Origin of the sequence: uncultured Sphingopyxis sp., from assembly GCF_900078365.1 — a bacterium.
In the GTDB taxonomy this organism is placed as follows: domain Bacteria; phylum Pseudomonadota; class Alphaproteobacteria; order Sphingomonadales; family Sphingomonadaceae; genus Sphingopyxis.
This window is the reverse complement of record NZ_LT598653.1, coordinates 804,544-818,239: the sequence shown is the minus strand read 5'-3', so window position 1 is coordinate 818,239 and position 13,696 is coordinate 804,544. Positions and strand designations below refer to the sequence as shown.

The window sequence follows — 13,696 nt, the reverse complement described above, 5'->3', positions numbered from 1 at the left end:
CCTACAGCCCCGGCAACAGGTCTTGAGGCTGCGATTGGTTCATCGCATGGCCGCGCACCAGCGACGCACGAACGCGGTCCATGACGCGCTTGTCGGCCGCCGCGTCGGGGTCGTCGCGCTCAAGGTCAGGCAATTCGAGCTGCGTCGTGAGTTCGGCCTGAGATGGCCCTTCGTCGATCGACGGATGCCGCTGCTGCTGCAAGCCCCCGTCCTCGTCCTCGCCATTGTCCTGTTCGGCCTTGCCGAGCCTACTATCGGGCGCACTGACCAGCCCGGTCCAGTCGTCGGGGCGGCCCTGCGGGCGGTCGGGATAGTCGCCGATTTCGAGCGCGGGCGGCGGCAGGAGCCGCGCGCGAAAATTGTCATCATTGTAATATTGAAGCTTCTTCGCGCGGATCGGCGCCATGCCCGACACAAGAACCAGCTCGTCGTCGGGCGGAAGCTGCATCACCTCGCCTTGTGTCAACAGCGGGCGAGCCGTCTCTTGCCGGCTGACCATAACATGCGCCAGCCACGGCGCGAGCCGGTGACCGGCATAGTTCCGCATCGAGCGCTGTTCGGTCGCGACGCCGAGAGCATCGGAAATCCTCTTGCCGGTCCTTTCGTCATTCGTGGCGAACGCGATGCGGACATGGCAGTTGTCGAGGATGGAATTATGTTCGCCATAGGCTTTATCGATCTGATTGAGCGACTGGGCGATGAGATAGGCGCGCACGCCATAGCCGGCCATGAAGGCGAGGCTCGTCTCGAAGAAGTCGAGCCGACCCAGTGCTGCGAACTCGTCGAGCATCATCAGAAGCTCATGCTTGCGCGGCATCGAGCTTCTCCGTGAGGCGGCGGCCAATTTGATTTAGCACCAGGCGCACAAGCGGCTTGGTGCGGCTGATGTCGGATGGCGGAATGACGAGATAGAGCGATACCGGGTGGTCGGCTTCGACCAGATCGGCGATGCGCCAATCGCAACGCGACGTAACGGCCGCGACAGTGGGGTCGCGGTAAAGTCCGAGAAACGATATGGCGGTCGAAAGGACACCGCTGCGCTCATTCTCCGACTTGTTCAGCACCTCGCGCGCGGCGGATGCGACGACGGGATGAACCTGCGGCGCCTCCTTCGTGCCGACATGGTTCGTCGTCATCATGCGGCGCAAGGTGGCCGGGAAGGTCCGTTGCGGGTCCGAAAGGAATGTCGCAACGCGGGCGAGCGTCTTTTCTTCCTCTGAATAGAGGATGTGAAGGATCGCGCCGACCAAGAGCGAGTGCGACGTTTTTTCCCAGTGGCTTCTACGTTCCAGCGCCCCTTCCGGGTCCACTAGAATGTCGGCGATGTTTTGCACGTCGCGAACCTCGTTCGCGCCCTTCCTGACCTCCAGCAGCGGATTATATTTGGCCGAACGCGGGTCGGTCGGGTTGAACAGCAGGACGTGGCTGAAGCGCGCACGCCAGCCGGCGGTAAGCTGCCAGTTTTCGCCCTTTATGTCGTGGATGATGGCGGAGCCGGTCCAGCTAAGCAGCGTCGGGACAACAAGGCCGACGCCCTTGCCCGAACGGGTCGGCGCAAAGGCCATGACATGCTCCGGCCCGCTGTGGCGAAGGTAGCGCCCACGCAGGCGACCAAGGAAAACCCCGCTGTCGCTGAACAAGCCGACGCGGTCGATCTCGCCTTTCGTCGCCCAGCGCGCGGAACCATAAGTCGTGACATGGCGCGACTGGCGCGCGCGCCATAACGACCCGACGATGGCGGACACGCAGCCGAGAAAGCCGCTGGCCCCGGCGATCATCCCGGCCCTGTCGAAAACCTCCGGCGCGTAGGCTTCGTAGTGATACCACCACGGAAATATCGCCCACGGCCGATAGACCGGCGTGTCGAACAGAATGAACGATGCCGGTCCAAGCTGCGATTGATAGCCGAGCTGGGCCGCACACCATTGCGTGGCAGCCCAAACGCCCGCGATCACCATCGCGAAAACGACGAAAATCTGTCCGACAAGGAGCTTGGTGGGGGTCACGATTTTCTCCCGGCGACGCAGGGCATTGCGTCGGCGGCCCAAAAATCTGCCGGACCGGGAAAATCGCATATGACGGTTACGGCGCGTAATGACGCAGCACGACGCAACCCCAACGTAGCTAAGTGCTGCGCGGTCTGATACTTATTCTGGTTCGGGCGAGGGGCACAAATGGCAGATGAAGCAAGAAAAGAGATCGAGCCTACGGAGGATGAGTGCGCTCTCTATGACGATATTGCACATCTCGCTAAATCGCTGTGGGACAAATCGGAGGGCATAGAAGGTCTGAACACGGACCCGAAGATGTTTTCCAACTCGCTGTTCAAGCGTCTTTGGACCAATCATCAGGGCTATACGCTTCTGTGGAAAGACAATTACCGGCTAGAATCTGACATTCTGCTTCGGTCGGCGCTGGAAACCGCTATTTGCATCGCCGCGTTGGTCGTCATGAAAGACGATTTTGTGCTGCTGATGAAGCGCGATGCTGCCCATACCCTGACAGGACACATCAAGATCTATCGAGAAAACAACGCAACCGACATGGTGCGTGATAGCGAAGCTGTGCTTCGCCTCTTACTGAAAGGGCTACCGGAAGGCGTGAAGCCGGCGAAATTGGATTGGAAAGAGCTTGCTGAAATTGGCTCGGTGCAATCACTCTATGAGTGGCACCGAAGGTTGTCCGGCGTTTCGTCCCATGTCACCGGCCTGTCTATTATGGACGGCTTCGGAGGTGAAGGCCTTGATGAGAAACAGCGAGATCTTCGTCGGCTTCAACGCAAAATGCACCTCATGCAAATGGCGGCCGCAGCGCTCCAAGGATCGCAACATCATGCAACAATGCTCGATGCAACAGAAGAGTATGAACGATCCCGAGAGCTAACCGACCGCATGAACGCGGTGTCGCGGGACTGGCCCGGCGTAAAGCGTCCGGAACCCGAATCTGTGATCGACTATGACGTGGCTCCGCCGATGGCTGCTCGCAGCGGGGGAGTTGCGGAAGAGACATGAACACGCCCGACAATATTACTCGTCTGCACAGCGGAGAGGAAAAGCTCCGGGTGGAATCATTGCGGCGGATTGCGGAAATTCCCGACCTTGCCACCCATCTCTTGATGGTCGAACAGACGATGAATCTTATTCATGCCTTGCTGCCGTCAACAGAAGTTACAGACGAATATCAACTCGAGCTGGGTAATCTGGGCATACGCTGCTTCAATGCCCTCGCTTCTTGCCTAAAACTGGCGCTCTCCGGCTACTATCAAGCTGCCGCGATCCATATCCGCGACCTCCTCGAAATGGCCTTCCTGCTGGATTATTTCTCAATGGACCCGGCGCTCGTCACGCAATGGCGCACGATGTCGGATCGTGACCGAAAAAAGGCCTTCAAGCCCGTCGCCATTCGTGAAGCGCTGGACAAGCGCGATGGATTCACCAAACAGAAGCGGAAGGCTGCCTATGAGCAGCTATCAAAACTCGCTGGACATGCGACGCCTGAGGGGGCGGTTATGCTCGCGCCTGACCCTAACGTCAGCACCGTGCATTGTGGGCCGTTCCTTGAAACCACCGCTTTACGCGCCGTGTTATCAGAGGCTGCTCTCACCTCGATACAAGCGGCCGGGGCATTCAGGACCTTGATAAAGAGAGACGGCCTCGAAGTTAGCGAAGCAAGAGTTGGATTTTTGCACGCGGAAGCCGCTTGGGCGAAATGCGTCTTCGGGAAGGAGCTTGGCCATCTGCCACTTGCCGAGTTGCGCTTTTTGCTCGACTTGGTTCGGAAACAGGAAGCGGAGACTTAGTTTACGATATGCTCGGCCCGCTGCGCTGCCGCCCGAACGTCCAGCTTATGCCGCCGTCGCGCATGATGCCCGACGCGTTCTTGCCGATGTGCCGCTCCATCACCGGACGCCACGGAACCAGAACAAAATCGCGCGACCGCTCGACCAGGGCGTGCCGCCCGCTCGTCATATGGACGGCGCGGACCAACCGGCCCTGAATCGGCTCCTGCGACCGCGTTTCGGCGAAGGGCTTGCCGACCTCATCCGATAGCTGGGCGGCGACGCGGAGCAATTCGCGGCGCTGAAGCGACGCAAGCATGTTGCGCCGATAGACCGTGCGCCCGTCCTGTTCCTCGGCAAGCTGCTCGGCGACCAGCCATTGCCGCCGCAAGGTCTGCGCGGCGCGAACCTCGGCGCCGAAACCGGCATCGCGAAGCGGCGCCGGACTGTCGGCGACCAATTCCCGGTCGAGCCACGTCGCGGCCTCGGCCGCCGGCAGCTTGTCGAGCGGCACGGCCGACAGCGTTTCGACGGTGACGGGGCGGTCGCGAAGCTGACGCGCCTCGAACTGCTCCACCTTGTCGAGATGGTCGGGGGTGATGATCCAGCTTCCATCGGGTTCGCGCTCGACGTTTTGCATGACGCGCCGCATGGCTTCGAGCCTTCGGACATGACTTTCAGCAAACCGCTCGCGCGCGGACGGGTCGTGCCCCAAATGCGCGTCGATCGTGTAGCGCCCGCCGTTGGCGGCGGCGACCTCGGCAATCATGCGATCGACGGCGCGGACGCCGCCGCTGCGCGGCGCGATCTCGACAATGGCGTCTTTGGGGATCGGGCTGACGGAATAGCCGTTGCCGATGTCGGCATAATGGGTGCGACCGTCGAGAGCCTCGACAATGACATAATGACGGTCGGCATATTCATCGGACAGCCCGCGCTCGACGACGCGGCCGACAAGCGGGCGGGCGTCGGCGACAGTCGGGTCATAGATGACCTGATCGACCAGCGCGGGCGCGTTGCCGCGCCCCGCATAGGCGCGCTGCATGGTGCGGATAATGTCGTCGCGTTCGCCCATGCGGCGAAGCGTGTCGGCAAGATCGGGGACGAGCCGCCAATGCGCCGCGCCGTGCCGGGTCGCCAGCCCGAGACGTTCCAGCTTCCTGAGCCGCCCCATGCGAATTGCCTGATCGAAAGGGTCGCGCGCGCCCGAACTGACAAGAACCTCCTTGTCGGCCTCGCGGAGCATCGCACGGTCGATGCTGGTAAATCGCTCTTGTTCCACCTCGGCCCGTAGGCGCTGCTCGATCGCATGGTCGGTGCGCGGGCCAAGGTCCAGATCGACCAGCTCTGAGGCGCGCTCGCGCAGGCCGTGGCTGATATAGTCGCGCGCAATGACAAGATCGGCGCCGCGCTCGTCCTTTCCGCGCACGATGATATGGGTATGGGGATGGCCGGTGTTGTAGTGATCGACCGCGACCCAATCGAGCTTCGTTCCCAAATCCTCATCGACGCGCTGCATGAGGCGCCGGATGAGCGGTTTCAGGTCGTCATATTCCATTCCGTCCTCCGCGCTGACGATGAAACGGAATTGATGGCGGTCGTCCTTCGCCGGGTCGAGCCAGGCGTTGCGGTCCACCGCGTCGCTCTCGGCGCTATAGAGTTGCCCCCGTCCGCCCTCGCGCGTCGTGCCGTCGCGTTCGACATAGCGCAGATGTGCCTTGGCGACCTCGAAGCCGTTGCCGCCCAGCTTGACGGTGCGAACCTTGACGATCACGCGGCGCTTGCGAAACGCGGCGAACCGGTCGCGCGATGAGAGGATGCGGCCGACGCCAGCCCCGCGTCCGATGCGGCTGCCTGTGAACGCCGACTGCCGCGCGCAACCGGGTGCGCCGCCGCGCGCCAGATTGGCGGCGGCGATCACGCGCGAGAGAAACTTGCGCGGGCGGGGCTTGCGGCCCTTGTCGCCGATGCGGCCAAGCCGCGGTTCAAAATCATCTTCAGTGGACATGGCGGCGCCATTTTTGGGGAGAGGTGCGCGATCATGCGCGCGGCCCGGACATATGAAAATCGGTGCCGCCGAATATGCTGGAAAACCGCCGATTTTCGGCCTCTTGGCACTGTCACCAGCGTGGCGGCACTGTTTTCTTCACCCCAAAAACGATGTGCAGACAAATAGTTAGGGCAACCGGGGGTGCCGTAGCTTTATATCTTGCCTTCCGCTCCTCTCCGCCCTCCCAGCCCTTCTTGTCATTCCTCGCCCTTTATTTCGCGAGCAAAAAGAGAGCAGCGCCAGCTGGCGCCGCTCCGGTTTCGGCGTTGGTCGATGCCCAGCGAGCTATCGCAGATATGCGATTTCCGACCGCCGATCTGCTCGCCCAGCGCGGCGCCATTGCCGCTTGGCAAGCCGTAGTTCGGCTTCAATTTGCCGCCGTTCGGCTTCATCGCCGCACCATGAAAGTTCCGCGCGAAGTTCCTCCATTTGCTGTTCGATATGCATCGTCCGTCTCCTGATCTTGTGAAAGACAGGAGTCACGCCCGGCGGCGGGTGGGCCGGGTCCAGGACCGCGAAGCGGCCGCGCTAGCGGCGATGGGGGTCACGATTTTGCGCAGCAAAATGGTGGGGCCCCGTCGTCCTTGACGCGGCCCGTTCGCTGCCGGATGCTCGGACTATCCGAGCAACCGGCCTCCTCCCGCCCGCATGGTTCGCGGCCCAGGAAGGCCGATTGGGGCCTGCGCCGGAAAGCCATTTCCGAACAAAAAACGCACGCAAAAAGATGCCGCCCGGACCGCGAAGGCGGCGGGCGGCACGATGATTTTGGTTGCGGGCGGCGGTATCCCGCCACCCGTTTGATATTATGCGGCTTCGCGTTCCGCAGGCGGTTCGGGCTGGAGGTCGGCGCGCGCCGCCTGCACCCTCGCGTGGGCCGCGACCGCGCCGACCCCGCCGCGCGCGGTGTAGGCCGACGGCGGGAAAGCCATCCATTTGGGCACCCATCCCTCGACCCGGGCGCGACCGTTCACGCCCGCAAGATGGTCGCGGACGATCTGCTTCAGCGTCGCGCCTTTCTCCTTGGCGTGGGCGGCGGCGACCTCGGCGCCAGCGATGTCGGCGACGATCGCGGTGAGCACCTCCCTGTCGCGCAAGGCTTCGAAAAAGGCGTCGTCGGCGTGCCAATATTGCGCCATGTCGAGGCCGATTTCGAGGCCGACCGCCTCGACCGCCGCGCTTCCCGCTGCCAGCGTCTCGCCGATCACGCACGCAATGACGTCCATGACCGCGCGGTCGGGAAGTTCGAGCAGCCGAAGAAACAGTCCGGCGAGGCCGAAGCCATCGCCGTTGCCGCCGCTCACGGTCGGCTCCTCGGGGGAGAAGCCGAGCAGCTCCAGAACCGAGCGGCGATGCCGGTCGAAATCCGACTCGCCCCGGCATGTTTCGACCGATTCGCGCACCATGTCGTTGCGGCTCGCCTGTGGTTCGGCCCTGACGTTCCAGAGGTGCGATCCGGCGATTGCGTGCGCGACCATCAGGCGGAGCGCGACTTTCGGGTGACCGAGGAGCGCGGCGCGCACCGCAGCGTGGCGATGCAGGTCGATATAGGTCTGCATGGTGCCGGTAATCTCGGGCCGCGACGGTTTGGGACGGGACTCGAGCGCCTCGCCCGCATCGATCCGCTTCGCTTCTCTGGCGGTCACATAGCCTTCGAACATATCGATTTCGCCGCTCTCGCGAACATCGATATAGACGCGTCCACCCTTACGCTTGGGCGCCTTGCGATAGTCCCACGACGCGAAATATTCGCCGCGCGGAACGATGACGACGTCGGGCCACCCGGCGTCCAGATACGCCTCGCGCCGCGCCGCGATAGCGGCATCCTGCGCCTTCCAGAAGGCATCGCTGTCCGCGAAATAGCGGTCGTCACCGAACAGGTCGGCGACGACAAGCAAGCCCGCTCGCCTCGACGTCGAACAGCGCGTGCTCGACCTTGATCGACGCGCCGCCGAACAGCCATGCTTTCAGCTGATGGCCGGTCGGGCAATAGGCTTGCGCATCGTCGTGAAGCGCGAGCCACGCCTTTTGCTGGCTCTTGCTCGCGAGGGTGAGGTGGCGGACGGTCGCGGCATCGATCTCGGCGCGGCGATAGAGATCGCGGATGCGCGGCAGGAGATTGCCGAGCGCGAGGATGCGCTTGACGCCCTGTTCGGGAATGCCGAACGTCGCCGAAATATCCTCCGCCGAGCGGCCTTCGCGCACGAGGCGCGTGAAGCTTTCCCAGCGCGTCACCTCGTCGGGTGCGAGCCGCGCAACATTCTCGATCAGCGACGCCTCGATGGCGGCGGCATCGTCGCCCTCGTCGAGGATCGCGCACGGCAACGGATCGGCGCCGCCGTCGCCGCGCTCGGCGGCGACGATCTGCGCGGCGGTGTAGCGCCGCGCGCCGGCGACGATTTCATAGGCGCCGTCGGCGCAATTGGGGCGCACGATCAGCGGCACGAGAACGCCGCGTGCGCGAACGGTCGGCAGGATATCGGATACGTCGGGCGCCTTCTTCGCGTAGCGCATATTGGCCTTGCTGATCGACAGCTTGCAAGGCGGGATAAAGTCGAGTTTCATGGCTTTGCCTTTCTTACGGGAAGGTGCCGGTCCGTCCGCGTAGCCTGTAGGCGGATCGGCTTCGGGTTGCGGCGGAACGCACCGCGCGTCATCCGCCGCCCTGTTTTTCGGGAGGCTGCGGAAGCTCTTTGCCGCTCCGGCGAAGTTCGCGTTCGGCGGCGATGATCGATCCGAAGCGCCGCGCGGTCTCGGCCCAGACCGAGAGCGGCCACACGGCCAGGAAATGGACGTCGCGCTCGATGGAGAGTCCGAACGGCAGGCGGACGCTTGCGATCTCGCGAAGCGAGAAGCAGCCGAGTTCGGGAGAGGAGAATCCGAGATCGGCGAGCCCGAACAGCGTGTCGCCGTCGGCGTCGAGCTCGGTCGCGAGCCATGTTGCTGCGCCGACGGGCGAGAAAAATTTGACGACCCGGAGCGGATCGGGCTCGATGCCCCCGCTTTCGATGGTGCGGCGATGCGCGGCGGCATTGGCGTAAAGCGCGGCGCGAAGATCGGGAGTGAGCAATATCATGCCGCCGCCCTCCCCGCCCCGGACTGGCGCTCGGCATGGCGCGCGAGCAGCCAGTCGGCGGCCTTGCTCGCTTGGCTAGCGGCGCGGAAAATCGCACGCTTGTCCTCGCGCAGCACATCGAGCCACGATGCGAGATAGTCGGCATGACGGACGGTCGGGACGATACCGAGCGCGGCGCAGAGGAAGGCGCTGCCCATTTCGGCGACGAGCTCCTCGCGGGCATAATCCTTGCTTCCGCGACCGTTCATCAGCTCGCGGTCGAGCCGCGAGGCATGACCGGTCGCGTGGGTCAGTTCGTGCAGGGCGGTCCGATAATAGTTGATCGGCTCGAAAAAAGCCGATTGCGGCGGCACAGCCACAAAATCGTGAGCGGGCACATAGAAGGCCTTGTCGCCGCCGATCCGGAAATCGACCCCGGATGCGGCGATGACCTCTTCGGCGAGCGGGACGATCTCGCGGGCGAGCAGCGGCTCGGGGTCGGCGGCGAGGCCTTCGCGCAGCCCTTCGCACTGGGCGATGTTGAACAGGGTGAAGCGCTTGAGGAAGGGGATGGCCTTCGCGTCCTCGCCCGCGTCGCGCGCGCGTTCCTGTTCGGCGGCGGGGGTGAAGCTGTCGGCATAGACGACGGTGGTGCCGCGCTCGCCCTTGCGGACGCTGCCGCCTGCTGCGAGCGCCTGCCGAAAGGTCAGCCACGATTGCGACGGCCAGCCCTGTTCGATCACCGCGCCCCACAGGATGAGGATATTGATCCCGCTATAGGGACGGCCAGTCAGCGCATTACGCGGCAGGCCGGGCGCGGCGGCGGTGCCGCTTTCGGTGCGGCCCCAAGGCTGGACCCACGGGAAGCGGCCTCGTTCGAGCTCGGCGATGATACGGCGGGTGACCTCGTCGTAGAGATCGGCGCGGGGTTCGTCGCGGGCTGCGCGGCGCTTGCCGGTCTGGCGCATGGCTGTCCTCCTTACCTCGCCCAAAACCCCATGGGCCTCCCCCGGAGTGGGGGTGGGCGGCGAATCCGCGACCTGCCGGGCGCGACCATGAGGCGGCGCGCACCCGAAGGGCTGGAACGCAGAGGAGGAGCCGGTCCCGCGAGGGCCGGCTTGCGCGGCGCCGGGACGCGCCCAGAAGGGAGCGCCGCCCACCGCCACGACGGCGGGAAGGCCCCGCGAACGACGCCCGCGCACCGCGCGGAGCAATCGCGGCCGCAAGGCCGGCGCCAGGGATCGCGACCGAAGGCCGGGACGCGGCGCGACCCGGCGCCGCTCGCAAAGCGGGCGGCGTAGAGCCCGGTCGCACCTTGGTGCGAAGGCGCTAATTCGTCGGTTCGGGATCTGACGTTCTTCGGCCCTATGGACGCGCGGCCCGCCGCGACTTACGGAAAGACCCGGATACTCCGGCGCGGATAGCCGGGCGTGAATGGGGCGGAAGAGCGGGGCGATGAATCTGGGTCCGAACATCGACGAGACGGACGCCAGCCCGCCCCGCCTGCATATCGTGGCCCAGTCGCCGACCTTTCCGCTGCTGGAACTCGGCGACTATCAGTTCGAGCGCCTGGTGCGCGACCTGCTGGCGGCGGAAGCCGCGCACAGGCAGGATTATGACGCGGCGACGCTCATGCCCCAGGGAGCCGACCGCGGGCGCGACATCCTGCTCTACCGACAGGGACGGCTTGCGGGGATCGTCCAGTGCAAGCGACTGAAGCACCGCATGAGGCTGTCGGACATCAAATATGAGCTGATCAAATATTGCCTTTTCGCGGTGCGCGATCCTTCGATCGCGCCGCGCGGCTCCAAACCCGGCTACCGGTTCTGGACCGCGGGCGAACTGACCGAGGAAGCCAAGCAGTTTTTCGACGACGCGGCCGTGCAGGCAAAAACGCTCCTTGCGCTATCCCCGGGCGATGTCGAGAACGTCCGTGCCTCGCTCAAATCGCTTTCGGCAAATCGCGAAGGGCAAGATGAAGACGCGCTACGCCGCGAGACGTTGGACGCGATCGACCTCGCCCGGCGCCTTACGCTCTCGCACACAGGTCCCTCGGACATATATGCGCTGCTCCGCAAGCATGAAGGCACACGGCGCGCCTATTTCCGCTCGCCCGATGACGGGCCGCCGCGCGCGAGCGTCTTAGAGGTTGCGACGCTGCTCGACGCCAGACGCCGGCAAGAGCTGGCCCAGTTCGCCGACGCGGGGGCGGCAGGCAATAATCCCTTTGTCCCGCGCGCGGCGATCGACGAGCCCTTTGCGGACTTCATGGCCTCGGGATCGCGTCTTTTTGTCCTTGTCGGCGGTTCGGGCCAGGGCAAGACGAGCTGGGCGGCGCACCTCGCGGAAAGCCCGCCCGGGAACTGGTCGGCGCATATCGTCCGCGCGGAAGACATCGCCGAAGCCGACCATAATATCGTCGATACGCTGAAGCGCGACCTGCAGGCGCGGCCAACAGGCGGCACGACGATGCATGATCTTGCACAGTCGATCTGGGACTGGGTCGACAGCGGCAATCATATCCTTGTCGTCGACGGGCTCGACCGCACCCGTTCCGCGGCGCGCGACGCGCTTCCGGGCTGGCTGCGCCAGTCGGCGCAGCTGACGCGCGAGCATGCGGTGCGGCTGGTGCTGACGTCGCGCCGCGAAAGCTGGGCGGCGATAAGCGCGGACCTGCCGTGGCAACCGCCGCATCTCCACGCGCCGGGCGACGCGCGGATGAGCGCCGAGCTCGGCGCGCTGACGCACGGCGAGGCCGAGCGGGTCTACGATGCCTATGGCGTGGCGACGGGACGGCACGGCGGCCGACTGCTCGATTCGCCGTCGCTGATCCGGCGCTTCGCGCAGTTGAAGGACAGCGATGCGGACAAGGTCGTGACGCGTTACGATGTGCTGTCGGCAGATTTCGAGGCGATGCTCGTCGAACTCGGCAAACGGCAGGGGGTGACCAAGGTGGCGGCGACGCTCGTCATGGGGACCTTCGGCGATCTCCTGCCCGACTATCCCGATGGCTGGGTTCCGCTCGCCGCATTGGCGGCGGCGGGACAACAGGGCCCGGCGGTGCTCGACGCGCTCGTCGCGGGCGATCGTGCGACGATCCGCGGGGACGACATCCGGCTCGAGTCCGACGATATGATCGAGCTGGTGATCGGCCGGCGCCTCTCTCCCGATACCGCCGCCGACCTCTTCTACCAGCGCCGCGAAGAACCGCTCCTCGTCGGCGGCATTGCGATGATGATCGCCCGGACCGAGGCGCAATCGGTCGACGCGGCGCGCGATCTGCTCGACACGTTGCTCGCGGTCACGCCGACGGGGATGTCGGGTGCGCTCGACGCCATCGCGCGGTCGCTGCTCGAGGTGCGCAACCCCGCGTCTTTCATCGAACATGCCGCGGCGGCGGTCGGGCGCTGGCGCGACACCAACCTTGCTCTGGGATTGTCGCAACTCGGCGAGATGATCGCATCGATCGCGCTCCCGGCGGCGGACCGGCTGCGTCTGATGTGGCCTCTCGTCGCCAACGAGGACGCCGACGACTGGCGCTCCAAATATTGGTTCGCGCCCGGCCAGGCGGGCCGTATCGTGACCGCTTTCGCGAGCGCGGCCGAGCGGGCGGCGCGCGAGAGCGGCCCCGACGTCCTCGATTTCCTGATCGAACGCGCGGGCGATGCGGACAAGGCAAGTCAGGCGGTGGCGCGCTACCTGCTCCATAGCGCCGCCGAGGCTGCTCCGGACATGGCGCTGGCAAAATGCTGGGAAGCGCCCCGCGACGGGTTCGACACGGCCTTTGCCATCGCGGCATCGTCGGTACCCGGCGCGGCCGCACGTTTCCTCGGCAGCGAACAGGCCGCCTCCGCACCGATCGAAGAGCTCGTCAGCCGCCTCCACGAGCTCGCCGGGCGCGAGCCGATAGGGCGCATTCGGCCGCCGAGCGCCGAGGATGTGATGTTCGCGGTCGAACGCCTTTTGCCGCGCGCCGGCGAACCGCAGCAGGAAGCGTTGCTGCTGATCGCGGCGCTACGCTACGAGGCGAACGACGGACGGCGCAGCCGCCTGGTGGCGCTTTGGGACCATGTCGAGACGAGCGACTATTGGGATGCGCTATCGGTGTTGGGCGACGGCGAGCAGGAACGGCTCGTCGCGGCGCTGATCACCGGCGCAGATAGCTCGCACGACCGCACCTATCTCCTCGGCGCGTCAGGCGCCCACCGCCTGGGAGGCGCCGTTTACAGCACCTTCATGGCCCACCTCGAAACGCTTTACCGGCAGGAACCGGAACTCGCGCACCCGATAGCGCTCGCGGTCGAGGGGATGCTCTACGAGGTGCCGCCCGCGGAAGATGCGGGTGGGCGGATCTTCAGGCTGGCGCAAGACATCGCCTCCGGCAAGAACGACAAGGCCCGGCTGGCGCTGCTCTATTATGCCGGCTCGCCGCAAGGCCGCGACCAAGACGGGTCCGACCTCGCGCGCCGCGAGGCACTTCTCGCACGACTGGTCGAAGCCGAAACGGGCGCGAACCTCGGCGTCCTCCTCTGGAAGATCGCGGAGTCCGCGAACGAACGGGCCAACGCGCCGGTCCATGCCATGCGACTGATCGACAGGCTCGGCGCCGAACCCGTTCTCAAGGTGGCGCGCGCGATGGGCTCGCTGGATTATATGCGCGATGTGCTCGAAGAGATCGAACGTCGCCGCGCGGCGCGGGGCGAGGCCGGGTTCGACGTCGCAGGCTGATTCCCGCGACGATCATGCGCCGGCATCGCCGCGAAGCGTCGACCGCCACCCAGCGACGCTCCGGACCGACGGCCGGGAACGCGCCCGG

Annotated in this window: 9 protein-coding genes and 1 pseudogene; 3 read left to right on the top strand and 7 right to left on the bottom strand. The window is 65.2% G+C overall.

The window, feature by feature from the left end; all coding sequences use genetic code 11:
* Position 1: 1 nt before the first annotated feature.
* Positions 2–2,006, bottom strand: a pseudogene (locus QZL87_RS03605) (conjugal transfer protein TraG).
* A 168-nt stretch (positions 2,007–2,174) separates the two neighbouring features.
* On the opposite strand from QZL87_RS03605, the gene QZL87_RS03600 reads away from it, so the two are divergent.
* Positions 2,175–3,011 carry a hypothetical protein gene (locus QZL87_RS03600; RefSeq protein ID WP_295323844.1) on the top strand — a complete coding sequence of 279 codons (837 nt, stop codon included), beginning with the start codon at positions 2,175–2,177 and terminating at the stop codon, positions 3,009–3,011.
* Positions 3,008–3,799 carry a hypothetical protein gene (locus tag QZL87_RS03595; RefSeq protein WP_295323842.1) on the top strand — a complete coding sequence of 264 codons (792 nt, stop codon included), beginning with the start codon at positions 3,008–3,010 and terminating at the stop codon, positions 3,797–3,799. Before QZL87_RS03600 ends, QZL87_RS03595 begins: the two co-directional genes overlap by 4 nt.
* A 1-nt stretch (position 3,800) precedes the next feature.
* Here QZL87_RS03595 and rlxS read toward each other — a convergent pair whose 3' ends face one another.
* The 6 genes from rlxS to QZL87_RS03570 form a co-directional block, all read right to left on the bottom strand.
* Positions 3,801–5,786 carry a relaxase/mobilization nuclease RlxS gene (rlxS, locus tag QZL87_RS03590; RefSeq protein WP_295323839.1) on the bottom strand — a complete coding sequence of 662 codons (1,986 nt, stop codon included), beginning with the start codon at positions 5,784–5,786 and terminating at the stop codon, positions 3,801–3,803.
* 239 nt (positions 5,787–6,025) lie between these two features.
* Complete coding sequence (locus QZL87_RS03585; RefSeq protein WP_295323836.1) at positions 6,026–6,220, bottom strand: hypothetical protein; 195 nt, start codon at positions 6,218–6,220, stop codon at positions 6,026–6,028.
* 411 nt (positions 6,221–6,631) lie between these two features.
* A complete protein-coding gene (locus QZL87_RS19240; RefSeq protein ID WP_362988555.1) occupies positions 6,632–7,723 on the bottom strand; it encodes a chromosome partitioning protein ParB in 1,092 nt (363 codons plus the stop codon).
* Positions 7,695–8,390 carry a ParB/RepB/Spo0J family partition protein gene (locus QZL87_RS19235; RefSeq protein WP_362988552.1) on the bottom strand — a complete coding sequence of 232 codons (696 nt, stop codon included), beginning with the start codon at positions 8,388–8,390 and terminating at the stop codon, positions 7,695–7,697. The genes QZL87_RS19240 and QZL87_RS19235 overlap by 29 nt, the downstream gene beginning before the upstream one ends.
* Positions 8,391–8,478: 88 nt before the next feature.
* On the bottom strand, positions 8,479–8,901 hold the full coding sequence (locus tag QZL87_RS03575) for a DUF2958 domain-containing protein (protein ID WP_295323833.1): 423 nt from the start codon (positions 8,899–8,901) through the stop codon (positions 8,479–8,481).
* Positions 8,898–9,848 (bottom strand): zincin-like metallopeptidase domain-containing protein, encoded by a 951-nt coding sequence (locus QZL87_RS03570; RefSeq protein WP_295323831.1) that lies wholly within the window; start codon positions 9,846–9,848, stop codon positions 8,898–8,900. Before QZL87_RS03570 ends, QZL87_RS03575 begins: the two co-directional genes overlap by 4 nt.
* A gap of 487 nt (positions 9,849–10,335) precedes the next feature.
* Between QZL87_RS03570 and QZL87_RS03565 the strand changes: the two genes are divergently transcribed.
* Entirely contained in the window at positions 10,336–13,608 is a 3,273-nt protein-coding gene (locus QZL87_RS03565) for a restriction endonuclease (protein WP_295323828.1), read from the top strand.
* Positions 13,609–13,696 lie beyond the last annotated feature (88 nt).